This is a genomic window from Streptomyces sp. NPDC104581 (assembly GCF_055583685.1).
In genome coordinates, this window is the sequence record NZ_JBVJNN010000009.1 from 161,257 (window position 1) to 184,191 (window position 22,935).

14 protein-coding genes and 1 tRNA gene are annotated in these 22,935 nt (G+C 70.5%); 10 read left to right on the forward strand and 5 right to left on the reverse strand.

Features of this window, described 5'->3' with window-relative positions; translation table 11 throughout:
* The first annotated feature begins 33 nt into the window (after positions 1 to 33).
* From sucC to ACZ61E_RS10930, 6 genes are all read left to right on the forward strand, one after another.
* Positions 34 to 1,167, forward strand: coding sequence for an ADP-forming succinate--CoA ligase subunit beta (sucC, locus tag ACZ61E_RS10905; protein ID WP_469699249.1), 1,134 nt, complete (start codon positions 34 to 36; stop codon positions 1,165 to 1,167).
* Between the two features lie 51 nt (positions 1,168 to 1,218).
* Entirely contained in the window at positions 1,219 to 2,106 is an 888-nt protein-coding gene (gene sucD / locus ACZ61E_RS10910) for a succinate--CoA ligase subunit alpha (RefSeq protein ID WP_469699250.1), read from the forward strand.
* Between the two features lie 364 nt (positions 2,107 to 2,470).
* A complete protein-coding gene (locus ACZ61E_RS10915; protein WP_469699251.1) occupies positions 2,471 to 4,012 on the forward strand; it encodes an aldehyde dehydrogenase family protein in 1,542 nt (513 codons plus the stop codon).
* 152 nt (positions 4,013 to 4,164) lie between these two features.
* Positions 4,165 to 4,605: a helix-turn-helix transcriptional regulator gene (locus ACZ61E_RS10920; RefSeq protein WP_469699252.1), complete on the forward strand. Its 441-nt coding sequence runs from the start codon at positions 4,165 to 4,167 to the stop codon at positions 4,603 to 4,605.
* A 10-nt stretch (positions 4,606 to 4,615) separates the two neighbouring features.
* The gene (locus ACZ61E_RS10925; protein ID WP_469699253.1) at positions 4,616 to 5,026 is read left to right on the forward strand and encodes a VOC family protein; all 411 of its coding nucleotides are present in this window, start codon (positions 4,616 to 4,618) and stop codon (positions 5,024 to 5,026) included.
* Between the two features lie 142 nt (positions 5,027 to 5,168).
* Positions 5,169 to 5,256 (forward strand) — tRNA-Leu (locus ACZ61E_RS10930).
* A 322-nt stretch (positions 5,257 to 5,578) separates the two neighbouring features.
* Here the strand turns inward: ACZ61E_RS10930 and ACZ61E_RS10935 are convergent.
* Positions 5,579 to 6,751 carry a helix-turn-helix domain-containing protein gene (locus ACZ61E_RS10935; RefSeq protein ID WP_469699254.1) on the reverse strand — a complete coding sequence of 391 codons (1,173 nt, stop codon included), beginning with the start codon at positions 6,749 to 6,751 and terminating at the stop codon, positions 5,579 to 5,581.
* Positions 6,752 to 6,875: 124 nt separating this feature from the next.
* Between ACZ61E_RS10935 and ACZ61E_RS10940 the strand changes: the two genes are divergently transcribed.
* The 4 genes from ACZ61E_RS10940 to ACZ61E_RS10955 all read left to right on the forward strand — a co-directional run bounded on the left by ACZ61E_RS10940 (position 6,876) and on the right by ACZ61E_RS10955 (position 14,056).
* A complete protein-coding gene (locus tag ACZ61E_RS10940; protein WP_469699255.1) occupies positions 6,876 to 7,484 on the forward strand; it encodes a toll/interleukin-1 receptor domain-containing protein in 609 nt (202 codons plus the stop codon).
* A 211-nt stretch (positions 7,485 to 7,695) separates the two neighbouring features.
* A complete protein-coding gene (locus ACZ61E_RS10945) occupies positions 7,696 to 9,717 on the forward strand; it encodes an outer membrane protein assembly factor BamB family protein (RefSeq protein ID WP_469699256.1) in 2,022 nt (673 codons plus the stop codon).
* 17 nt (positions 9,718 to 9,734) lie between these two features.
* Complete coding sequence (locus tag ACZ61E_RS10950) at positions 9,735 to 10,166, forward strand: hypothetical protein (protein ID WP_469699257.1); 432 nt, start codon at positions 9,735 to 9,737, stop codon at positions 10,164 to 10,166.
* A 146-nt stretch (positions 10,167 to 10,312) separates the two neighbouring features.
* On the forward strand, positions 10,313 to 14,056 hold the full coding sequence (locus tag ACZ61E_RS10955) for an nSTAND1 domain-containing NTPase (RefSeq protein WP_469699258.1): 3,744 nt from the start codon (positions 10,313 to 10,315) through the stop codon (positions 14,054 to 14,056).
* Between the two features lie 116 nt (positions 14,057 to 14,172).
* Here ACZ61E_RS10955 and ACZ61E_RS10960 read toward each other — a convergent pair whose 3' ends face one another.
* From ACZ61E_RS10960 to ACZ61E_RS10975, 4 genes are all read right to left on the reverse strand, one after another.
* Positions 14,173 to 17,637 (reverse strand): CARDB domain-containing protein, encoded by a 3,465-nt coding sequence (locus tag ACZ61E_RS10960; protein WP_469699259.1) that lies wholly within the window; start codon positions 17,635 to 17,637, stop codon positions 14,173 to 14,175.
* Between the two features lie 210 nt (positions 17,638 to 17,847).
* Positions 17,848 to 20,109, reverse strand: coding sequence for a DEAD/DEAH box helicase (locus ACZ61E_RS10965; protein ID WP_469699260.1), 2,262 nt, complete (start codon positions 20,107 to 20,109; stop codon positions 17,848 to 17,850).
* Positions 20,110 to 20,212: 103 nt separating this feature from the next.
* Positions 20,213 to 21,361 (reverse strand): ricin-type beta-trefoil lectin domain protein, encoded by a 1,149-nt coding sequence (locus ACZ61E_RS10970; RefSeq protein ID WP_469699261.1) that lies wholly within the window; start codon positions 21,359 to 21,361, stop codon positions 20,213 to 20,215.
* Between the two features lie 241 nt (positions 21,362 to 21,602).
* Positions 21,603 to 22,892, reverse strand: coding sequence for a D-arabinono-1,4-lactone oxidase (locus tag ACZ61E_RS10975; RefSeq protein ID WP_469699262.1), 1,290 nt, complete (start codon positions 22,890 to 22,892; stop codon positions 21,603 to 21,605).
* Between the last annotated feature and the right edge of the window lie 43 nt (positions 22,893 to 22,935).

Sequence of the window (22,935 nt, forward strand, 5' to 3'; positions counted from 1 at the left end):
CTTTCATTCCTTTCTGTTGCAGTGGGAGCCGGCATGGATCTGTACGAGCACCAAGCCAGGGACCTGTTCGCGGAGTACGGCATCGCCGTGCCGGAGGCCGAGACGGTCGAGTTCGCGAGGGAGGCCGCGCTCGCGGCGGAACGGCTCGGCGGCCGGGTCGTCGTCAAGGCACAGGTGAAGACCGGGGGCCGGGGCAAGGCCGGCGGGGTGAAGCTCGCGGCCGATCCGGCCGCGGCGGAACTGACCGCTCGCCAGATCCTCGGCATGGACATCAAGGGCCACACCGTCGCCAAGGTGATGCTGGCCCAACCGGTCGACATCGAGACCGAGTTCTACGTCAGCTATGTGCTCGACCGCGCCGCGGGGACCTTCCTCGCGATCGCGTCCGCCGAGGGCGGCATGGACATCGAGGAGGTGGCCGCCACCCGCCCGGAGGCGGTGGCCCGGATTCCCGTCGACCCGGCCGAGGGCGTCACCGCCGCGAAGGCCGCCGAGATCGCGGCGGCGGCGTCACTGCCGCCGGAGACCGCCCCCGTACTCGAATCCCTCTGGCAGGTCCTGGTCAGGGAGGACGCCCTGCTGGTCGAGGTCAACCCCCTCGTCAGGACCGCGGAGGGCCGCATCCTCGCCCTCGACGGGAAGGTGACCCTGGACGACAACGCCCGCTTCCGCCAGAGCCGTTGGGGCGACGAGCAGCGGGACCCGGGCGCCGACCCGCTGGAGGCCGCGGCGGCGGCCAAAGGCCTCAACTACGTCAAGCTCGACGGCGAGGTCGGCATCATCGGCAACGGCGCCGGGCTCGTCATGTCGACCCTCGACGTCGTCGCCGGCTGCGGCGCCCGGCCCGCCAACTTCCTCGACATCGGAGGCGGCGCCTCGGCCCAGGTCATGGCCGACGGACTCTCCGTCATCCTCTCCGACCCCGATGTGAAGTCCGTGTTCGTCAACGTCTTCGGCGGGATCACCGCCTGCGACGCCGTCGCCGACGGCATCGTCCAGGCCCTGGAGACCGTCCGGTTGACCAAACCGCTCGTCGTACGCCTCGACGGCAACAACGCCGCCCGGGGCCGCGCGATCCTCGCCGACCGCGCGCATCCGCTCGTGGAGCAGGTCACGACCATGGACGGCGCCGCGCGCCAGTCCGCCGTACTCGCGAACGCCGGATAGCACCGGACAGCCACGGACAACGCGGACAACGGAGCAGAGGGAGAAGAGACCATGGCGATTTTCCTGACCAAGGAGAGCAAGGTCCTCGTCCAGGGCATGACCGGTGCCGAGGGCATGAAGCACACCCGCCGGATGCTGGAGGCAGGCACCGACGTCGTCGGCGGGGTCAACCCGCGCAAGGCCGGCAAGAGTGTCGACTTCGACGGCCGGGCCGTCCCCGTCTTCGGCTCCGTGGCCGACGGCATCGCGGCGACCGGCGCGGACGTCACCGTCGTCTTCGTGCCGCCGCCGTTCGCGAAGGCCGCGGTCACGGAGGCGGTCGACGCGGGCATCGGCCTCGCCGTCGTGATCACCGAGGGAATCCCCGTCCATGACGCGGTCGCCTTCCAGGCGTACGCTGAGAAGAGCGACACCCGGATCATCGGGCCCAACTGCCCGGGGCTCATCAGTCCCGGACAGTCGAACGCCGGCATCATCCCGGCCGACATCGCGACCAAGCCCGGCGGGATCGGGCTGGTCTCCAAGTCGGGCACGCTGACGTACCAGTTGATGTACGAGCTGCGTGACATCGGCTTCTCGTCCGCGGTCGGCATCGGGGGCGACCCCGTCGTCGGCACGACGCACATCGACTGCCTCGCCGCCTTCGAGGCCGACCCGGACACCGAACTCATCGTCCTCATCGGCGAGATCGGCGGCGACGCGGAGGAGCGCGCGGCGGCGTACATCGCGGACCACGTGACCAAACCGGTCGTCGGGTACATCGCCGGCTTCACCGCGCCCGAGGGCAAGACCATGGGGCATGCCGGGGCGATCGTGTCGGGGTCGTCGGGCACCGCGGAGGCGAAGAAGGAGGCGCTCGAAGCGGCGGGGGTAAGCGTCGGCTCGACGCCCTCCGAGACGGCGCGTCTGGTACTCGACCGCCTCGCGGTCACGACCTGACACGAGGCCGGCGTCCCGGCGACCGGCCCCCGTCAGCCCGCCCGGCGTCCGAGACGAACCGCCCCATCGGGCGGCCGCGGGTCCTTCGTACCGGTGGTCGGCCCGGGTCCGTCCGGCGTTCGAGGACATGCGTCGGGCGGGTGGTGTCCAGCCTGTCCGGCGTTCGAGACGAACCGTCGCATCGGGCGGCCCCGGGTCCTTCGTACCGGTGGTCGGCCCGGGTCCGTCCGGTGTTCGAGGACGGACCGGCCACCGGGCGGGACCGACAAGACAACACGCGCCACCCCGCCGTACCGGACGACCCGTGCACCTCGTCCGGCAGCCGCGCTCACGCCCCCGCCCCCATTCGAGCGGAGTACCCACCATGGCACCCACCCTCATACCGAAGCCGGGCACCGCCTGGTCCGACGCCTGGCAGCACTCTCTCGCCGTCGCGCCCGAAGCCTTCAGGGACGACCACGTCCTCAACCTCTGGGCCGCCTCCTGGCAGTCCGGCGGCCGTACCCTCCCCGCCTCCAGCCCCGTCGACGGCAGCCCGATCGCCGGACCGCCCCGGCTCGACGCCGGTGGCGCCCAGCAGGCCGTCCGCGCCTCGCTCGACCAGCACCGCGCCTGGCGGCACGTCCCGCTGGCCGAGCGCCGTGCCCGCGTCTCCGCCACCCTCGACGCCCTCACCGAGCACCGGGAACTGCTCGCCCTGCTCCTCGTCTGGGAGATCGGCAAGCCCTGGCGCCTCGCCCGGGCCGACGTCGACCGCGCGATCGACGGCGTGCGGTGGTACGTGGACGGCGTCGAACCCATGCTGGCCGACCGCGGCCCGCTGCCGGGCCCGGTCTCCAACATCGCCAGCTGGAACTACCCGATGTCCGTCCTCGTGCACGCCATGCTCGTCCAGGCGCTGGCCGGCAACGCGGTCATCGCCAAGGCACCCACCGACGGCGGCGTCGCCTGTCTCACCCTGGCCGCCGCACTCGCCGCCCGCGAGGGACTGCCGATCACCCTGGTCAGCGGCAGCGGCGGCGAGCTGTCCGAGGCTCTCGTCCGCTCCCCGGAGATCGGCTGCGTCTCCTTCGTGGGAGGCCGCGACACCGGCGCCCGGATCGCCACCACCGTCGCCGACCTCGGCAAGCGCCACATCCTCGAACAGGAGGGCCTCAACACCTGGGGCATCTGGAACCACACCGACTGGGACGCGCTCACCGCCGTCATTCCCAAGCTGTTCGACTACGGAAAGCAGCGCTGCACCGCGTACCCGCGCTTCGTCGTCCAGCGCTCGCTGTTCGCCGACTTCCTCGCGGCCTATCTGCCCGCCGTACGCTCCATCCGGCTGGGGCACCCACTGGCCGTCGAGCACCCCGACGACCCCCTGCCCGAGCTGGACTTCGGCCCGCTCATCAACGCGGCCAAGGCCAAGGAGCTGGGCGACCAGGTGACCGAGGCCATCGACCGCGGCGCCGTCCCCCTCCACCACGGCTCGCTCGACGACGGGCGCTTCCTGCCCGGTCAGGACACCTCCGCCTACTTCGCGCCGGTGACACTGCTGGGCCCGCCGCCGTCCTCGCCGCTGCACCACGCGGAGCCCTTCGGCCCGGTCGACACGATCGTCCTGGTCGACACCGAGGCGGAACTCCTCGCCGCCATGAACGCCTCCAACGGGGCGCTCGTCGCGACCCTGGCGACCGACGACCCGGAGACCTACGAGCGCCTCTCGCCCCAGATCCGCGCGTTCAAGGTCGGCAACGGCCGGCCGCGCTCGCGCGGCGACCGCGAGGAACTCTTCGGCGGCTTCGGCTCCTCCTGGCGGGGCGCCTTCGTCGGCGGGGAACTGCTCGTCAAGGCGGTCACCGACGGCCCGGACGGGGAGCGCCCGCCGGGCAACTTCCCGGACTACCACCTGATGCCGTGACGGTGGCTCCGTTACGGCCCTGAACGGCCCTGAACCGGAATCGGCTGAGGTCACCGGACCCCTCCTCAGCCGATTCCCCGGGCCGTCCGTCGGCTCAACGGTGTCTTCGCAGCTCAGCGCCGTTGTCAGTGGGCCGGTGTAGCGTCGTACCCATGAACCCGAACGATCTCGCCAACCTCGCGCACCTCCGGCGGGCCCGAGATCTGATCGACCGGGAGTACGCGCGCCCGCTCGACGTGCCGACGATGGCCCGGCACGCGCTGATGTCCCCGGCCCACTTCTCCCGCCAGTTCCGCGCGGCCTACGGCGAGACGCCCTACAGCTACCTCATGACGCGCCGCATCGAGCGGGCCATGGCGCTGCTGCGCGCGGGCACGAGCGTGACCGACGCGTGCATGGCGGTGGGCTGTACGTCGCTCGGCTCGTTCAGCTCCCGCTTCACCGAGATCCTGGGGGAGACACCGAGCGCGTACGCCGCCCGCGAGCACGGCGCAGTCACGGCGATGCCCGAGTGCGTGGCGAGAGTCCGCACCCGGCCGACCAGGGAAGCACCGAGCAGGATTCGAGAAGCGGGCGGAAAGGCCGCGGCCTAGCGTTGGCCGTATGACCATCGCACTCCAGTACTGCCACATCACCGTCAACGACCCCGACGAGGCACTCGGCTTCTACCGTGACGCGCTCGGTTTCGAGATGCGCAACGACGTCTCCTCGGGCGACTTCCGCTGGGTCACCCTCGGCAGCCCGACCCAGCCCGGTCTTGAGCTGGTCCTCTCGGAGCCGCACGCCGGCCGCTCCCAGGCCGACGGCGACGCCCTCCAGGAGCTGCTCACCAAGGGTGTCCTGACCCAGCTCATCTTCCGCACGGACGATCTCGACGCGACCTTCGAGAAGGTCCGCGCCTCCGGAGCCGAGGTGCTCCAGGAGCCCATGGAGCAGCCCTGGGGCCCCCGCGACTGTGCGTTCCGCGACCCCTCGGGCAATCTGGTGCGGATCTCTCAGGAGCAGACGGCGTAGCCGCGGGCGAACCGGGTGCGCACGGAGCGGCGAGGCCGAGTCCGTGCGCCCCGGACCACGGGATATGCGGGTGAAGAGCACTCCCGCGCCCTGGTATCGTTCTTTACGTCAGCCCGGCGGAAACGCCGAGGTTCGACCACTCGTCCGGGTGGCGGAATGGCAGACGCGCTAGCTTGAGGTGCTAGTGCCCTTTATCGGGCGTGGGGGTTCAAGTCCCCCCTCGGACACCAGGGGTATTTCACGTAATTGCCCTGCTTGGCCTCACAGAACTCCCAGCACGGATGCGTCCGGGCTGGGAGTTCTTCGTGTGTGCGGGATCTTGTCCGGCAGTGGCCCGTCGACGGGGCCTGACGGCGTCGTCTGACCGTCTCATCCCATTGGTGGTTTTGGGGTGGTCGGTCTGTTCCGGGGTTGCTGACGCCCGATTGCCGGTGCGAGGCGCATGTCGGGGTCGCTGGGGAGCGCGGGTGTGGGTGGTCCGGGTTTTGGGGTGTGTCAGCCCGGTGGAGCGCCGGGCCTGGATCTGTCCGTACCACCGGCTGATCGCGTCTGTCAGCCGATCGACAGGGCGGCCGATGCGTCGATGAGGGCGAGTTGACCCGGGGTGGCTCTCCGGGTTCGGGCCTGTTCCACGAAACGGCCGAGCTCCGCGCGGACGGTTGCCGAGTCGATGCGTTTGATCACGGGCAGCGTGGCCTCCACGATCTGACAGGCGTCGCCGAGGCGGCCGGCACCGGCCAGGGCTGTCGCCTGTCGAACTGAGAAGCGTGCCCGGGAGTTGCTGTCCGCCGGGACGGCCGGCTGGTGCTCGGCGGTGAAAAGATCGGCGGCCCACTCGAAGTGACGCAGGCTGAGCATGCAGGACGCCTCGATGAGCCGAGGGTTGCCGTTCTCGATGCGAGGGCCCCAGTGAGGGGTATCATCGCCGATGGCCTCGTCGGTGTGGCTTGTGAACCGCTCCAGTGCCTCACGGCAGGCCCCCGCGTCGCCACGGCGCGCATGCCCCTGGGCCGCGCGTCGCGCGGCGTGCGCGCGGATGACCGGGTTGGCTGCCGGGTGCTCGGCCGCCTGGTCGGCGAATCCGATTGCCGCATGGGTGTCACCGCGGTGCTGGGCGATGAACGCTCTGCGGACCAGGGCATACGCGGCCACCGTTTCGTCCCCGCCGTGGGCGCCCCAGCGGACCGCCAGATTCGTCCAGCGCAGAGCCTCCGCGTGGTTTCCCGCCTCTTGTGCCATCCACCCCGTGTATTCGGCGAACTTCGAGGCCAGCAGCCAGATCTCGGCTCGCAGCTCGCCAACGGCGTGCGGCCCCGCGTCCGTCAGGATCCGCGTGACAGCCTTCATCGAAGCGGTGACGAACCTCGGTCCGGTGGATCTGCCGATGTCCTTCAGCTCCAACAGGACCCGCTCGTATCCGGTGACCAGGGGTCCGGCTTCGACAACGCCTTCGGCACGGGAGCCGCGGCGGCCTGCCTCGGCCAGTTCGACGAGTTCTCCGCCGGTGCCGAAGGCCGCGTCGCATGCCGCTGCCACAGCGGGCGTCGGGTTGCGTAACCCGCTCTCCAGATTGCAGATCTGCCCGTCGGACACGTTCGCACGCAGGGCGAACTCGCGCACGCTCCACCCCCGACGCGCCCGGAGTGTGGCCAGGACGACGCCGAAGTCGCCCGGCGGCAGGCGCATACCGGTCGATTTCCCTGCCGAGTTGTCCACCGGGTCCATACCCGTCAGCGTACGGAGCTTTGCGGCCACTATTCAATCCCCGCCGAATAGCGGCTGAGCGTGTACCCCACCCGTGGGGTGAGCACGCTTCCTGATGTCAAGACTTGTCAGAGAGGGGGCGATTGTGGCGCGCATCTTCCTCAGCTTTCGCAAACGGGACTCCCGTTGGATGCGAGACCGCGTCTACGGGGCGCTGTCCGAACGCTTGGGTGGCAACGAGATTTTCAAGTCCGGTCAGTCGATACCGCCCGGTGCTGATTTCGCCGAGATACTGCGGCGTCAGGCCGCCGAGTGCGAGCTCATGTGCGTTCTGATCGGGCCGGGGTGGCTCGACGCGCGGGGCGAGGACGGTGTGCGGCTCCTGGATCGGACTCACGACTGGGTCCGCGTGGAGATCGCGACGGCTCTGCGGGCGGGAAACCGCGTCGTTCCGGTCTTGCTGGGTGACGCGACTTTGCTGCCCGACGCCTCGGCATTGCCGGCCGAGATCGAGGAGCTGGCGCGCTTGCAGTTCCTCCGCGTTCCGGAGACCCATCTCCCGGACGGGCTGGAGCACTTGGGCGACGCGGTTACCGCTCTCCTGTCCGATACCGATACGGATACCGCTGTCGAGCCCGGGCACGGAATGGCGCCGGCCGCGGACCCTGGGCCGTCAACGACCATGACGGCCCATGTGTCCGGCGGTGGCAGCGCGTACCAGGCGGCCCGTGATCAGACGATCAGGCTGGCGTGAGGGGCGGACCATGGATCATCCCGGAGCGGATGGTGCTCATCGGATCGGGCCGTATGCCCTGGTCGGAAGACAGGGCACGGTCGGAGGGAGCGAGGTCTTCGCGGCCCGCACGGACGAGGGGCGACTCGTCACCGTCATGGTCGTGGGGCCCGAACGTGCCGCGGACCCGGGGTTCCGGGACCGGTTCCGAGCCGGCGTCGAGTCGGCACGGATGCTGTCCGGTGCCTTCCTCGTACCGGTGGTGGATGCCGATGCCGACGCGCCGGTTCCCTGGCTGGCGACCGAATTCACCGCCGGACTGCCTCTCCGGCAGGCGGTGGACCGGCACAGTCCGCTGTCCGAACCGGCTCTGCGAGTGCTGGCCGACGGCCTCGCCCGAGCGCTGGCCGCACTCCACGCGGCTGGGACGGTCCACGGCGAGGTGAGTCCGGACTCGGTGCTGCTGACGATGGACGGCCCTCGCATCACCGCCCTGGGGATGGGGGCAGTCGGCAGTTCAGCGCCCTCACCCATGGACGACATGTTCGACCTTGGGTCGACCGTGCTGTTCGCGGCTTCCGGCGGCGAGCCGGACACGAGCGCCCTCCCCGTGTCGCTGCGCGAGGTGATCGGCGGCTGCCTGTACCCGGAACCGCCGGAGCGTCCCACCGCGGAGCAACTCGTCGACTACCTGAACAATCAGGGCCTGCCGGCCCTGGTGGGCAGTTGGCTGCCGCCGGCGGTGACCTCCGACATGGCCGCCACGACTGCGGCGGTGGGATCGGTGTCCATAGGGGGCGGCGACCTGACCCCGTTTCCTCCTCCGCCGGTGATCGCCGCCGGCACGGGAGTCAGCCGCCGGAAGCTGCTCATCGGTCTGGCCGGGGGCGCGGCCGTACTCGGCGGAACCGCGGCGGCGCTCGCCTTCTCCGGAGACTCATCACCGGCGGCCGACGGCCGGGCCGGCGGGCCCGGGTCCACCGCGCGGCCGGCCTCTCCGTCAGGCGGGCAAGCCACGTCCGCCCCCTCGGCGTCGCCGTCCTCGACGGACGGACCGGAACCGGTCGTTCTGGTCGGACCCGACGCCGTCAAGACATGGTCGGAAGCCGGAAAGAACGCCCCCACCTGCCTGGAAGCGTCCGACGAGGTGGTCATGGTAGTCACGGACAAGGCCACGTCCTTCCTGGACGCCGCAACCGGGAAATCCAAGTTCGAGCCCGTGAACACGACCAACGCGTTTCGCATGGGCAGCTACAAGTACCCGACGGCGTACGCGGACGGTGTGTTCTACCTGCTTTGCGACACACCGAGTCAGTCAGGCGTGCTGGCGGCGTTCGACACCGTCGACGGGAAGGCGAAGTGGGCGACCAATCTTTCCGCTTACGATCCCGGCGGCGCCAGCCTTGTGTCGATGTACCCGAGCAACTATGTGGCAGTCGCGGGGAACACGGTCTATGTGTGCGGGCAGGTGCGTAAGCTCGACGGGAAGTTCTCGGCCAAGTCTCCGACCACCGGCTACATCCGTGCGTTCAATGCCGCGACCGGCAAGATGCTGTGGCAGGTCAAGGGCACGGACATCAACAACGTGCTGGTGCCGCCCGACGGTTCTCACTTGCTGGCCACTTCAGCCGTCCCAGGGAAGAAACCCGGTCGCGTCCAGATGATCGACGCCGGCAGGAAAGGCGCCCGCGGCTGGAAGGTGTCCGTCCCGCACGCCTCGTCCTACTTCACCATGGGGTGGCCGCTGACGTGCTACGCCGCCGGGCTGTTCCTGTTCGCCGGCGGAAACGGCAACACGCTGTTCGCCGTCGACGTGGCCACTGGCCGCGAGAAGTGGCATCAGCGCTTCGATGCGAAGAACGGGGACCAGGTCCGGATCGGCACCCCGTTCTCCAGCCAGGACGGCGCGACCGTCTACGTACCGGTCGGCAGCGACCTGGCCGCCTTCACTGCGGCCGACGGCACGCTCCGGTGGATCGCGGTGCTCGAAGGCGCCGGCGAGACGGGCGGTTCCAACCTGTTCAACGCCTCCCTCAGGTTGGGTGGCAAGAGCGCGCAGTGTTCGGCCGACACCGTCTTCGCCACCGACAGCGCCAAGACACTGTGGGCCATCGACGCGGCCACCGGCAGGGCCCGGTGGAAATACAGGGACTCCGGGCAGCCAGACGTGGGGTTCATGTGGACGGTGGGCGGCGACCACGTGTTCATCGCCTCCCACCTGACGATGACCGCGATCGCGGCCCACGGACGGTAGCGAACAAAGGAGAAGAGATGGAGACGAGTGTGGAACTCGCCGGCCTGGCATCGGTGGCCGCGGCGCGCCTGATCGATCTGCTCGCGACGGACGGCTGGGCTGCGGTCAAGTCCTCGGTGCTGTCGCTGTGGCCGTCCGCGCACCCGGAGCGCGTCGAGGAAGAACTCGCGGATGCACGCGGCGAGTTGCTTCAGGCACGGCAGGCGGGCGATGGCGAGGAGCTCCAGGCGATGTTGGTAGACGAGTGGCAGGCCCGCATCATCCGGCTCATGGCCACGCGGCCGGGTGCCGTCGACGAGTTGCGCGCTCTGTTCGGCGTGGAACTGGGCGCTGCCGGAAGCCCGGAACAGCAGATCATCGGCTCGATGGCGTTGGAGGCACACGTCTCCGGCGGTGACGCGTTCCTGTCGGGCCGGGACATGCACGTCACCCGGGGCGGAGAGGCGTGACAGAACGCGGTACCGGTGCCTCGCCTCCGGACAGGCCGCCCCTTTGGCGTCCGAAAAGTCAGGAGGCGAACGTAACCGGCGGTGGCAGCGCGTTCATGGCCGGCCGTGACCTCCACGTTCGCCTCGGCGACGAAGGGCGCAGAACCGTGCCCGGTCCCGGTGCCGACGGCGTGCTGTGCCCCTACCCGGGCTTGGTCCCGTTCGACGAGGAGCACAAGCAGTGGTTCTACGGCCGTGAGCGCATGGTTCACCTCGTGTGCGAGCGGATGGACGCCCGGATGCGTGAGGGCGGCCCGCTGGTGCTGATCGGCCCCTCGGGTGCCGGGAAGTCGTCCCTGCTCGCGGCCGGGATACTGCCGGCTCTGGACGACGGCCGGCTTCCGGTAGCTGGGTCCAGTACCTGGCCGCGGTTGCTGTTCACCCCTACGGCATCCCCGGCCCTGGCACTGGCGGCTGCCGCCGGGCTCGACGCCGAGACCGCCCGGCTAACGGCGCCTGCGTGGCGGGCCGATCCCGCGCGGTGCCTGGCCGAGCTGCGTGAGATCACCGGAACCGGCGATCCGGCGCCCGTCGGGAAGTCCACCTCCGCGGGCCTGGTCGTCGTGGTCGACCAGTTCGAGGAGATCTTCACGGCGTGCGGAGACGAGACCGACCGGCAGTGGCTCATCGACGTGCTCGACCGTCTGGCCCGGCCCACGGGCGGGGCAGTCGTCGTGCTGGGAGTACGCGCGGACTTCTACGCCGCGTGCATGGCCCATCCGCAGCTCCGAGCGGCGCTCCGGGCCGGACCGGTCCTGCTTGAGCCGATGACCGAGGGCGAACTCAAGGACGCTATCCGACGCCCGGCAGGAAGCGTGGGACTCGACGTCGAAGAAGGTCTGGTCGAGGTGCTGCTGACGGAGCTGGGCACGGTCGGGGGGCCCGCAGGGGCGAGCACCACGGGCCGGCTGCCGCTGCTCGCACACGCCTTGCGGGCCACCTGGCAGCAGCGCCACGGCCACACGCTCACCGTGGACGGATACCGAGTCACCGGCGGCATCCAGGGTGCCATCGCCATGACGGCGAACAGGCTTTACGACACCCTGCCGCCGCCCTGTAAAGAGGCGGCACGGTGGCTGTTCCTGCGGCTCGTCATCGTGGGACGTGACGCCGACGACACCCGTCGGCGCGTCCGCTACGACGAGTTGCTGCGTCACGCGCCGGACCGGGAAGCGGCCGTTAGAGTCCTGGACGACTTCACTCGTGGTCGGCTGCTGACCCAGGACCAGGACACGGTGGTGATGACACATGAGGTGCTCATCCGAGCCTGGCCCCGACTGCGGGACTGGATCGAGCACGATCGCAACGGGAACCTCGTACGCCAGGATCTGGAGGAGGCTGCCGCGCTCTGGGAACAGAGCGGCCAGGAGGCAGCCGCTCTGCACCGCGGCAACCGCCTGGAGGCCGCCCTCGCCTGGGCCGAGACTCACGGGCCGGAACTCAGCGGTGAAGCCCAGGCCTTTCTGGCAGCCGCTCGCCACCACCAGCGGCGCGGGCAACGGCTCCGACGCGCCGCGGTCGCCACGATCACCGCCCTTGCCGTGGTCGCCTCGCTGGCCGCCGTGTTCGCCTTCCGGCAGGAGTCCCGTGCCCGGGACGCCGCCACCCAGGCCCTGCACTCCCGCGACCAGGCCATCAACGCCGCCGTCACCTCCGCGTCGGTGCAACTGGGCCCGACCGATCCCTCACTGTCCGCTCAACTCGCGCTGACCGCCTACCGCATGGACCCGAACCCGGAGGCGGCGTCCCGGCTCATTACGACTCAGAACACCCCGCTTGCCACCCGGCTCCCCGGCCCGCGCGGGGCGGTGTACACCGTTGCCTACAGCCCCGACGGGCACATATTGGCGGCCGGCAACCTCCGCCAGAACCTTGTCCGGCTGTGGAACGTCTCCGATCCCAGCCGTCCCACGGCGCTGGGCCGACCCGTGCCCGTGGACCGTTCCGTCAATTCGATTCTTTCGCTCGCGTTCAGCCCGGACGGCCGGGTACTGGCCGTCGGCGGCCACACCAGCGACAGGGGCGACTCAGGGTCCGGCGGATTCGTCGACCTCTGGAGCCTTACCAGCCCCAGCCATCCCGTCCTGCTCGGCCGGCCGGAGAGTCCCGGCGTTCAGGACTTCGACGCCTTGGCCTCCATCGAGTCGCTGGCGTTCAGTCCCGACGGCCGTACCCTGGCCGCCGGACGGCATTCCGGACTCGTCAGCCTGTGGGACGTCACCCACCCCGACGACGTCAAGCCCGCGAAATCACCTCTGAACCTCAACTGCCCCGACGTCTTCTCCCACCGCGTCGCCTTCAGCCCCGACGGCCGTACCCTGGCCGCCGCATGCGACGACGACGCCGGCACCATCAGCCTGTGGAACACGACCGACCCGGCCCACCCCGACCGCGGCCGTTCGCTGAAGGCCGGGCAACCCGTCAACTCCCTGGCGTTCAGCCCCGGCGGCGGCACCCTGGCCGCCGGATCCAGCGACGGCACGGTCCACCTGTGGAAGGTCACGGACCCCGGCCACCCCACCACCCTGGGCAAGCCGCTGACAGGTCCCGCCCAGCCCGTCATGGCGGTGGCGTTCAGCCCCGACGGGCGTACCCTGGCCGCCGGCAGCGCCGACCGCACCATCCATCTGTGGAATGTCACCCGACCTGGGACCATCAACCCACTGGGCCGGCCGCTGACCGGTCCCGGCGACGCGGTCACCGACGTGGCGTTCAGCCCCGACAGCCGCACCCTTGCCGCCGGGAACGCCGACGGGAACGTCGATCTGTGGAGTCTGCCGCCGACCAGGATCATCGGCGCCGGCGGCAATGTGGCATCTGTGGCGTTCAGCCCCGACGGGGGCACCCTGGCCGCCGGTAACCAGAACAAGACCGTCTCGCTGTGGAACACCGCCGACCCCAACAACCCAGCTCCCCTCAGTGATCCGCTCACCGGCCCGAAGGACCCGGTCAACGCCGTGGTGTTCAGCCCGGACGGGCGCACCCTGGCCGCAGGTGACAGCGGTGGCACCGTCACACTGTGGAACACCGCAGACCCCAGCCGTCCCGCTCTCCTCGGCGATCCGCTCACCGGGGCGGACGGGCTCATCTTCTCCCTGGCGTTCAGCCCCGACGGCCAAACCCTGGCCGCGGCCGGCGACGACGAGCTCGGCAGCATCGCCCTGTGGGACGTCAGCGACCCCGCAGACCCCGTCGACCAGTCCGGGATCTCCAATTCAGACACGTCGTCCGTCGCATCCCTGGCGTTCAGCCGCGACGGCACGATGCTGGCGGCGGGCGGCGACGGCAGCAACGGCTCCGTCGGACTGTGGAGTACGACCGACCCCGGGGTCCGCATCGGGAAGAAGATCGACCAGCCGACCGCCACCAGCACCTGGGTGGCGTTCAGCCCGGACGGCCGCACGCTCGCCACCGGGAACAGCCGCGGCACCGTCACCCTGTGGGATGCGACCGACCCCAACAACCTCACACGCAGGGGCAGCCCCCTGACCGTGCCCGGCGGCAGCCTGTGGTCGGTGGCGTTCAGCCCGGACGGGCACACCCTCGCAGCGGCCGGTCACACTGACAACGGCACCATCAACCTGTGGAACGTCACCGATCCCGACCACCCCACCCCCATCGGCCGGCCGCTGACCGTGGAGACCGGATTCGTCGCCGTTCTGGCGTTCAGCCCGGACGGGCACACCCTGGCAGCCACCACCGACGACGGCGTCGCCACGCTCTGGGACCTGAACGTCGAGTCCGCCGTCAGCCGTATCTGTGCCGCGAGTTCCGGCGCCCTGAGCCGGCAGCAATGGAGCCGGTACGTTCCCGAACTGCCGTACGATCCGCCCTGTCACGAAGCCATCTGACCAGGCCAGAACCGGTGCGGGGTTCTCGCGTGGGGCATGGGGCTGGGGGTGTGTGACGGCGAACGGGTGCGGATCGGGGTCGTTCCCGATCCGCACCCGTCGTGACTACCGGTTGGTCATCTTCGGCCACCTCCCGTCACTCTGCCCGAGGCCGGTGCCGCCGCCGGGCCGCCCGTGATCACGAAGCCCGAACCCGGTTGGGTGACGACATGGCCGTCCGCCGAGTCGGTGATGGTCACGTCCGTCAGTGTCGCGCTGCCGCGGGCGCCGCTCATGGCCAGGATGCCGGCGCCGTTGTTGGATTTGTCGATCTTGACGTTGTCGATCAAGACGCCCGGCATCGTGCCGCCGCCCGTCTTGAACTGGATGCCGTCGTAGGTCGAGTCGTAGATGTCGGTGTCCCTGATCGTGACGCCGGGGATGTCCCGGCTCGCCGCGAACAGGGTGATGGCACCGAACTCCTGGTCCTCGTTCCAGAAGGCTCCGCCGGTGCGGTGGAGCGCGTTGTTGGCGATCAGGGTCTGCCCGGAGAAGGGCAGCGGGTCGTGGTCGGTCGCCAGCATGATGCCCGGGTAGTTGGCGGTGTCGGAGACGATGTTGTTCTCGATCTTGTTGCCGTAACCGCCGTAGACCGCGATGCCGGTCGCCCGCCAGGGCAGTTGGATGGTGTTGTTGGTGAAGGAGTTGTCGTGCGCGATGTCGACCGACGTGTCCTTGACGTACCGGTTGGCCCAGACCGCCAGGGAGTCGTCACCGGTGGTGCGGAACGAGGAGTTGAACACCTTCGAATTGCGGGTGCCGTTGGTGAAGTTGATGCCGTCGGCGTAGGTGTTGCGGATGCGCATTCCGGTGAATTCGAGCCCGTCCGCGGGACCCCAGAGCGCCGGGATGTTGTCGTAGTCCCGGCCGACCCAGACGCCCACGTTGGCGTGCTCGATCCAGACGTTGGAGATCTTGGTGTTCTTGCCGAACCGGCCGTTCAGCCCGACTCCGCCCTCGGCGTTGCCGTCACCGCCGCGGATCCGGCCGGAGCCGAAGATGGCGATGTCCGAGATCTTGGTGTTGTCGTCGATGTCGAAGCCGAAGTTGCCCTCGTGCGGATGGTTGATGCCGCCCGCGTTCTGCGGTTCGGTCAGGGTGTAGAGCTGCGAGTGCCACATGCCCGCGCCGCGGATGGTGACGTTCTTGATGCCGATCTGGTTGAACTGCCCCTGGTTCAGCGGGTCGTCGGTCAGGATCTTCTTCTCCTGGCGCCACTGGCCCGCGGGTATCCAGACACACGCGATGGTGCCGTTCTGGTCGGCCGTGACCGCCGCCTGGATGGCGGCCGTGTCGTCGATGCCGTCGCCCGGCACCGCGCCGTAGTCCGTGATCGACGTGCACTCGGCCGGCTTGCTCGCCGGTGGCGCGACCTGCTCCAGATCGATCAGGTCGATGTAGTAGAAGGACGCGTTGTCACCGGCGTCGCGCTGGAGCTTGAACTTCGTGCCCGCCGGATAGGTCGTGGACAGCAGCGAGCTGGACTCGTCGAACAGCCGGCGGGCGTCGGCCTGCGGGGTGTTCGTCAGGGCCTCGGGGCCGTCCGTGTTGCCGTACAGCCAGCTGTGCTTCGAGGAGAGGTTCAGCTTCTTCACGAAGGTGTCGTTGGCGTACAGGCTGATCGTGGCCTCGGTGCCGCCGCCGTTCGGGGCGTCCGGGATCGAGTTGCGCACCACGATGGAGTTGGCGGGGTTGGTGGAGGTGAACTCCACGAACTGGCCCGTGCTGTTCAGGCGTACCGACTTGCGGCCCGAGGACTCCGAGCCGAAGTTGGTGTGGCCGAAGGTGCGCACCGCGTCCGCCTCCACCAGGGTGCCCTGGTACCGGCCGGCCTCCGCCTCGTACTCGACGTACGGGACCGCCGCCCCGCGCCCGACGACGATCGAGCGCGAGAACGAGTTGTTGGTCTCGTTGGTCTCCGTCACGACGTTCGTCGCGTCGGCGGTGGCCACGATGTTGGCGCCGCCGCTGGTGGCGGTCCAACTCCCGTTGACGCTCACGTTCGCCGTCGCGCCGGCCGCGATCGACGGGGTGTTGGTGTTGAGCGTCGTGCCGCCCACGGTCACGCGGGTCACCGTGGTGGCGCCGGTCGCGGTGGTGCCGCGGTTCCGCACCGCCACGGAGAACTGGACCTGGGCCCCGACGGCGGGGTTCTGCGGTGTGGAGCCGACGCTCAGCACCTGGAGGTCCGGGCCGGGCGCCTGTCCCACGACCAGTGAACCGGCCGCGGTGAAGCTGTTGTTGTCGTTGTCCTGCTCGACGACGGTGTCGGTCGGGTCCACCACCGCCGTCACCCGGTAACTGCCCTCGGCGCGCTTGCCGGCGGCGACCTGGACGACCGTCGACGCGCCCGCGCCGAGGGCGGGGACGGAGGCGCTGCCCGCGACCGTCCCGCCGATGCCGACGTTGACGGTCGTCGCGCCGGACGCGGCCGTGCCGACGTTGCGCACCGTCGCGCTGACCGTGGTCGCGTCGGTCTCCACCGGAGAGGTGGGGGACCACGAGAGCGCGGTGACGGTGAGGTCCGGGTTGGGCGCGGCCCGCCCGATGACCTGGACTTCGGCGACCTGACCGCCCTGCGCACCGGTGTTGGAGAAGATCTGGAGCCGCAGGTCGGCGACCCGGCCGGTGACCGGGATCCGTACCGAGTTCTGGTTGCCCGACGGGCTGAAGCCGTAGTCCGCGCGGCCCTTCAGCGAGGTGAAGCCGGTCGCGCCCTGGGCACGGCCGAGCACCTGGATGCTCTGGGTCCGGGGCCCCCACGCGGAGTCGGGGTTGAGCTTGACCACGACGGAGGTGATGTCGGCCTCGGCCCCGAGCTTCACCGTCAGGTTCGACGGGTGCCCGGTGGACTCCCAGTAGGTGTCGAGCTTGTCGTCGTTGGCGTTGGCCGCGACGAAGCTGTGGATCGTGGACGACGCCTCGATCGGTTTGCCGCGCGCCAGATCGGTGCCGTCGTCACCGGGGTCGGGGTCGCCCGGATCGCCGGCCGCGGGGCCGTAGATCCCGAACTCGGAGATCTGCGCCGCCGGCCAGCCCGTGTTCCCGGTGATGTTCAGCCGTACGTAACGCACGGCGGTGGAGGGGAAGTCGATGGTGACGGTGTTGGCCGACGACGGGGTGAACAGCCGTCCCTGGGAGGCGGAGAGGGTGCTGTAGCTGTTCCCGTCCGTGCTGCCCTGGACGCTGAGCGCCTGGGTGCGGGCCTCCCAGCCGGCCGGGAGTCTGAGTACCACCTGATCGACGGCGACGCTCTCGCCGAGGTCGATCCGCAGCGTCTGCGGGAACGCGTTGTTCGGTCCCTCCCAGTACGTCGCCTGGTTGCCGTCGGTGACGTTGGAGGCCGGGTGGTTCCCCTCGGACCCGCTCGCCGACACGCTCTTGCCGGTCGACTGGTTGGGGCGCTCGGCCGCGGTGGCCGAGATCGGGGTGAGTCCGACGACGATCAGGCCGGCCATGACGATGCCGGTGATCAGTCGCCGGCCGAGCCGCGCGGGTCTGAGCCGCGCGGGCCGAGTGGGTCTGAGCTGCTTCCGTCTCATATGGTCCTCTGTCCGGTGGGAACGAGGTGCGGGGGAGGCAGTGCGATGAACTTGCGAGATGAGTCTTAAGAAATTGAGTCACTTGCTTACTTTTTTGCGATTCACAGGGTGCAATCGTGCCTGGAGGTTGTCAACGGTTTTCGCACAGGTAACAAGCGCGCGCCCGGTCGGGACGTCTGGCAGCCCGTCAGGCCGCCCGTGAGGGGCTCGTCAGGCGGTGGGCGAAGCGGAGCCGGGGGCGAGCGCCATCCGCTCCTGCTCCTCCGCGACGATCAGCCGGGCCAGGGACTGCTCCGAGATGTCGACCGCCTCGGGTGTGGACTCCGCCACCTCGCTGTGCCGCGCGTACGCGTCGAAGAGACGCTTCTTGGTGCCGAGCAGCTGAAGCATGCGCTGGTCGACGCTGTCGGCCGTCAGCAGCCGGTGCACCTGGACATGGCGGAGCTGCCCCATGCGATGGGCGCGTGCGACGGCCTGGGTCTCCAGCGTCGGCTTGACCTGCGGCTCGCACAGGATGACCACGGACGCGGCCTGCAGGTTGAGCCCGGTGCCGCCCGACTGGATCTGGCTGAGCAGCACCGCGTGCCCGGGTGCGTCGGCGAATCCGTCGACCAGCTCCTGCCGCCGGGTCGCCGGCACCCGGCCGGTGAGCGGACCGAAGACGGTCGGCGAGCCGGCTCCGGGACCCGGGCCGGCCTTCGCGCCGAGAGCCTCCTCCGCCGCCGTCAGCACATCGCGGAAGAAGGAGAAGACGACGACCTTCAGCCCGTTCGACGCCGCGTCGGCGACCAGTTCACGCAGCCGCCGCAGCTTGGCCGACGTGGCGGGGTCGGCGTACGCGGCACGCCGCATCGCCATGAAGTTCCCCGCCTCGACGGCCTGTCGGTAGGCCGCCCGCGCGGCCGGGCTGAACTCCTCCCACTCGTCCACCTGTTGCAGCTCGGGCAGCTCGGTGAGGACGTCCTGCTGGTTGCGGCGCAGATAGGCGGGCGCGACGGCCTTGCGGAAACTCTCGGAGCCGAGGCTCGCGTCGTGGAACCGGATGCCGGGCAGGAGCGCGGGCTGGAGATGACGCACCAGGCTGCGGAACTCGCCGACCCGGTTCTCCATGGGCGTCCCGGTCAGGAACAGGACGTGATCGGTGCGCGCCGCCCAGCCGCTGACGGTCCGCGAGCGCCGGGTCTCGGGATTCTTGACGTAGTGCGCCTCGTCCACCACGAGCATGCCGAGCGCCGAACCCGCGGGGGCGGTGAGCGTGCCGAGGACGTCGTACGTGGTCACCGCGACGTCCCCGTGCCGCGTCCACTGCGCGAGCGCCACACCGCGGTCCTGCCCGTGCACCCGGTACGCGCGCAGCGTGCTGCGGGACTCGATCTCCCGGATCCAGTTGATGACCACGCTGGCCGGGCAGACCACCAGGAAGTGCGTCCGGCCCTCGGCCTTCAGGTGCGCGAGGGCGGCGATGGCCTGGACGGTCTTGCCCAGTCCCATCTCGTCGCCCAGGATCACCCGCCGCTGGGCCAGCGCGAACCGGGCTCCGAACGCCTGGTATCCGCGCAGCGACACCCGCCGGTGGGTGTCGTCCAGCCGCTGCGCGCGGACGCGTTCGGAGAGGTCGCCGGGCAGGAAGCCCTCGGCCGCGTCCAGGTCCGGGGAAAGCTCGGAGAGTTCGGCGAGCAGGACCAGATAGTCTGCGGGGCGCACCTGGAAGTCGAGCCACGCCTCGTCGGCCGGGGTGACGGGCCGCAGCAGATCCGCGGCCGCCTGCGCGAGGAGGAGCGGGACCTCGCTCTCGGCGGCGTCGGCGAGGAACGCGTCGACCGACTCGACCGCCCGCTGGGCCTGTTGGCGGCGCCGCTTGCCGCTGAGCAGCATGCGCAGCCGGTCACCCGCCGGGCGGGCGGGCGGCAGCAGCGGGGTGAGTCCGGTGTCGATCCGCTCGGCGGCGGCCACCGCGCGGGGGATGTCGGGACCGGCGTTGACCATCCGGTTCAACGCGACCACCAGCGCGGTGGCGTGGGGATCGCCGTCGTCGATGTCGTCCGCGTCCAGCCGGACGACGACATGCTCAGCCATCGCCTCCGCCAGCTGTCGCGCGGCGACGAGCGCCTGTCCGGCGCTCCGCGTGCCGATGCCGGGGACGTGGCAGAGCTCGTACGCGGAGGAGTCGAGCACCTTCCGCACGTTCGTGTACCCGGCCTGTTCGAGCGCGCCGAGCCGGAGCCTGCCCTCGGTGACATCGGCGAGCCGTGAGACGGGGACGCCCTCCAACTCCTGGCGCACCAAGGCGTCGCGCAGCGGGGTGATGGCCTTCAGGGCGCCGTCACGCACGTCGGCGTGGTCGCCGGTCACCCGGCGCGCGGCGGCGAGGAGGCGGTCGGCGCGGTCGAGTACGGCGCGTGCGCCGCTGCCCGGCGGCACCTGAGCCCGCACCGGCTTCCGCCCGTCCCCGTCCCCTGCCCCGTCGTCCATGACGCCTCTCGTGGTCCATCACATCCGGTCGAGCGACATGATTCCACGGGGGTACGACATCGCCGGGCGGCCGAATCCGGCGCGCCCGGCGAATCGTTGTGGATTACGCGGCCACGGTCCAGCGCTGGCCGGCGTCACCCGCGCAGGTGCGCAGCTCCAGCTTCGTCCCGTTCGCCGTGCCGCCCGCCGCGGGCGTCAGGCACTTGCCGGAGGCGACGCCGACGACGGTGCCGTCGGCGTTGACGCGCCACCGCTGGTTGGCCGTGCCGCGGCAGTCCCAGATGATGACGGGTGTGCCGTCGGCCGTGGCGGCGCCTCGCGCGTCCAGGCAGCGGTCGCCGTACACGCGCAGTTCCTCGGAGGCCGTACGGGACCACCGCTGGTTGGTCCCGCGGTGGCAGTCGTGGACGATCGTCCGCGCGCCCGGTGTGTTCACGGCGCCCTCGACGTCGAGGCAGCGGCCCGATCCCGTGTTGACGAGCGTGCCGCTGCCGGGCGCGTCGAGCGGTACGAGGCTGGCGGGCACCGAGCGCAGCGCGTCGTACCAGACGGTCGCCATCTTGGCGTATCCGGCGGCGTTGGGATGGACGCCGTCGGCGAGGTCCGCGACCGTCAACGCCTTGTACATGTCAACCAGATGGACGCGTGGCCCCTTGCTGTCGACGATGCCGGGCAGCGCCGCGTTGAACGTCCTGACCCGGGCCTCCAGGTCGGGGCTCGACTCCGGGGTGATCGTCGCCACGAACAGCTCGATCCGCGGCTTCTGCTGGAGGATCCGGTCGATGAGGTCGGAGAGCCTGGCGGGGGCGTTCGCCGGGTCGTAGTTCTGGTTCACGTCGTTCGTGCCGATCTGGAGCATGATCGTGCGCGGGTCGCTGGCGGCGAGCCAGCCGTCGATGTTCGAACGGAGCTGGTCGATCCGCCAGCCCGAGTGGCCCTGGTGGTCGTGGTCGCCCAGCTCCGGCGGTCCGTTGAACTGCGAGCCGACGAAGTCGACCGTGTAACCGCCGCCGGCGAGGTGCTGCCAGAGGTTGACGCGGTAGCCGCCGGGGACGTTGTACCCGTGGGTGATCGAGTCGCCGAGAGGCATGATCCGGACCCCGCCGTTGGACTCGGCGGGTGCGGCCGGTGCCTTGGGCGCGGCCGGAGCGGCGGTCGCCGCCGTCTGGGTGAGTGTCATCAGGGCCGCCGTCAGGGCGAACACCAGGAGACCGAGGAGAGCTTGCGCACGGCGTGAGACGTTTCTTCGCAAGGCGGATCCTTCCCGTGGGCCGCCGGGGAATGGGGGGTGCGCGCGGGGTGCGTCCGGTGGTGCGTCCGCGCGTGGAGTGAGGTGCGGGGGGTGGGTGGCGGCCATGTTGTAGATACCACCGGTCGATCCCCTCGGCGAGGGATTGCGCAACGGTGTTGGCAAATCGGCGTCGTTCCGGCCAACGGGCGAGCTCCTTCCGGCCAGGAACGAACACGAAGGGCCAGGGATCGGACGTCCGCGATCAGTCCTCGAACAGCAGCCGGCGCAGGAAGTTGTTGACGAACTTGCCCGCCGGATCCAGGGAGCCGCGCAGCTCCAGGAAGTCCGCCATGCGCGCGTAGCGCGCACGCAGCTCCGCGGGCGCCGTCGTGAACACCTTGCCCCAGTGCGGCCGTGCGTCGAGATCCTCCAGCGCCGCCTCCAGGCGCCTGATCACCGGCACCACGGAGGCGGTGTCCCTGATCCAGGTGAAGTGCAGCGCGACGGTGTCGCGTCCCTCGGCCGGGCTCAGCCACAGCCCGTCGGCCGCCACCGTGCGCACCTCACAGACCTGGAGCACCGGCGCCATCACCGTCCCCAGTGCGGCCACCGCCCGCAGCGCCGCGACGGCGTGGTGGCGCGGGACCAGATACTCGGACTGGAGCTCCGAACCGTTGCTGGGGGTGAACTCGGCGCGGAAATGCGGCAGTCGGGCGTGCCAGGGGCCCGGCACCCCGTGCTGCTCGGTGCAGTGCGCCGCGGGCATGCCGGGCACGGGGTGCATGGCCCCGGTCGCCCGCGGGGCCCAGGGGAAATCCGGTTCCGGGGTGTCCGGGGCGTCCGGGGCGTGACCGGCGAGCCGCTTCAGCCAGACCTGGCCGAAGCGCGGGGCCCGCCAGTCGGTGAACAGGCTCACGCTGTACGCCGCCGAGGTGATCGCGTCGAAGTTCTCCTCCAGGACGGCGAGCGGGAGCCCGGTACGGACGGACTGCCGCATCTCGAAGGCCGGGACCAGATCCAGCGTCAGCGAGGTGACGACACCGAGAGCGCCGAGCGCCACCACGGAACCGGCGAAGCGCCCGCCGTCCTTCTCGCGGTCCAGCGCCAGCGTGTCGCCGTCAGCCGTGACCAGCTCCACGGCCCGTACGGCGGTCGCCAGCGACCCGGCGCCGTCCCCGGAACCGTGCGTACCGGTGGCGACGGAACCGGCCACCGAGATGTGCGGCAGGGACGCCATGTTGTGCAGGGCGAGCCCCTCGGCGTGCACCCGTTGTGCGAGTTCCGCGTACCGTACGCCGCCCCCGACCCGCACCGTGCGGGCCACCGTGTCGATGTCGGCCGTCCGGGGCAGCCCGGCGAGCGAGACCAGCGTGCCGTCGGTGTCAGCGATGCGGTTGAACGAGTGCCCGCTGCCCAGCGCCCGTACGCGGGGGCTGCCCGCGACGACCGCGCGCAGCGCGTCGAGCGTGTCCGGCCGGTGCACCCGGCCGGCCGAGAAGACGATGTTCCCGGCCCAGTTGGACCCCGCCCCGCCGGCCACCGCGTCCGTCAACTGTCCGCCCTCTTCCGGTCCCGGCCCGCTCCGAGCTTGGAGT

Coding starts and splice junctions, on each gene's coding strand:
- ACZ61E_RS10950 (WP_469699257.1), top strand. CDS start 9,735: ATGGAGACGAGTGTGGAACTCGCCGGCCTGGCATCGGTGGCCGCGGCG.
- ACZ61E_RS10925 (WP_469699253.1), top strand. CDS start 4,616: ATGACCATCGCACTCCAGTACTGCCACATCACCGTCAACGACCCCGAC.
- ACZ61E_RS10960 (WP_469699259.1), bottom strand. CDS start 17,637: ATGAGACGGAAGCAGCTCAGACCCACTCGGCCCGCGCGGCTCAGACCC.
- ACZ61E_RS10920 (WP_469699252.1), top strand. CDS start 4,165: ATGAACCCGAACGATCTCGCCAACCTCGCGCACCTCCGGCGGGCCCGA.
- sucD (WP_469699250.1), top strand. CDS start 1,219: ATGGCGATTTTCCTGACCAAGGAGAGCAAGGTCCTCGTCCAGGGCATG.
- ACZ61E_RS10915 (WP_469699251.1), top strand. CDS start 2,471: ATGGCACCCACCCTCATACCGAAGCCGGGCACCGCCTGGTCCGACGCC.
- ACZ61E_RS10965 (WP_469699260.1), bottom strand. CDS start 20,109: ATGGACGACGGGGCAGGGGACGGGGACGGGCGGAAGCCGGTGCGGGCT.
- ACZ61E_RS10935 (WP_469699254.1), bottom strand. CDS start 6,751: ATGGACCCGGTGGACAACTCGGCAGGGAAATCGACCGGTATGCGCCTG.
- sucC (WP_469699249.1), top strand. CDS start 34: ATGGATCTGTACGAGCACCAAGCCAGGGACCTGTTCGCGGAGTACGGC.
- ACZ61E_RS10945 (WP_469699256.1), top strand. CDS start 7,696: ATGCTGTCCGGTGCCTTCCTCGTACCGGTGGTGGATGCCGATGCCGAC.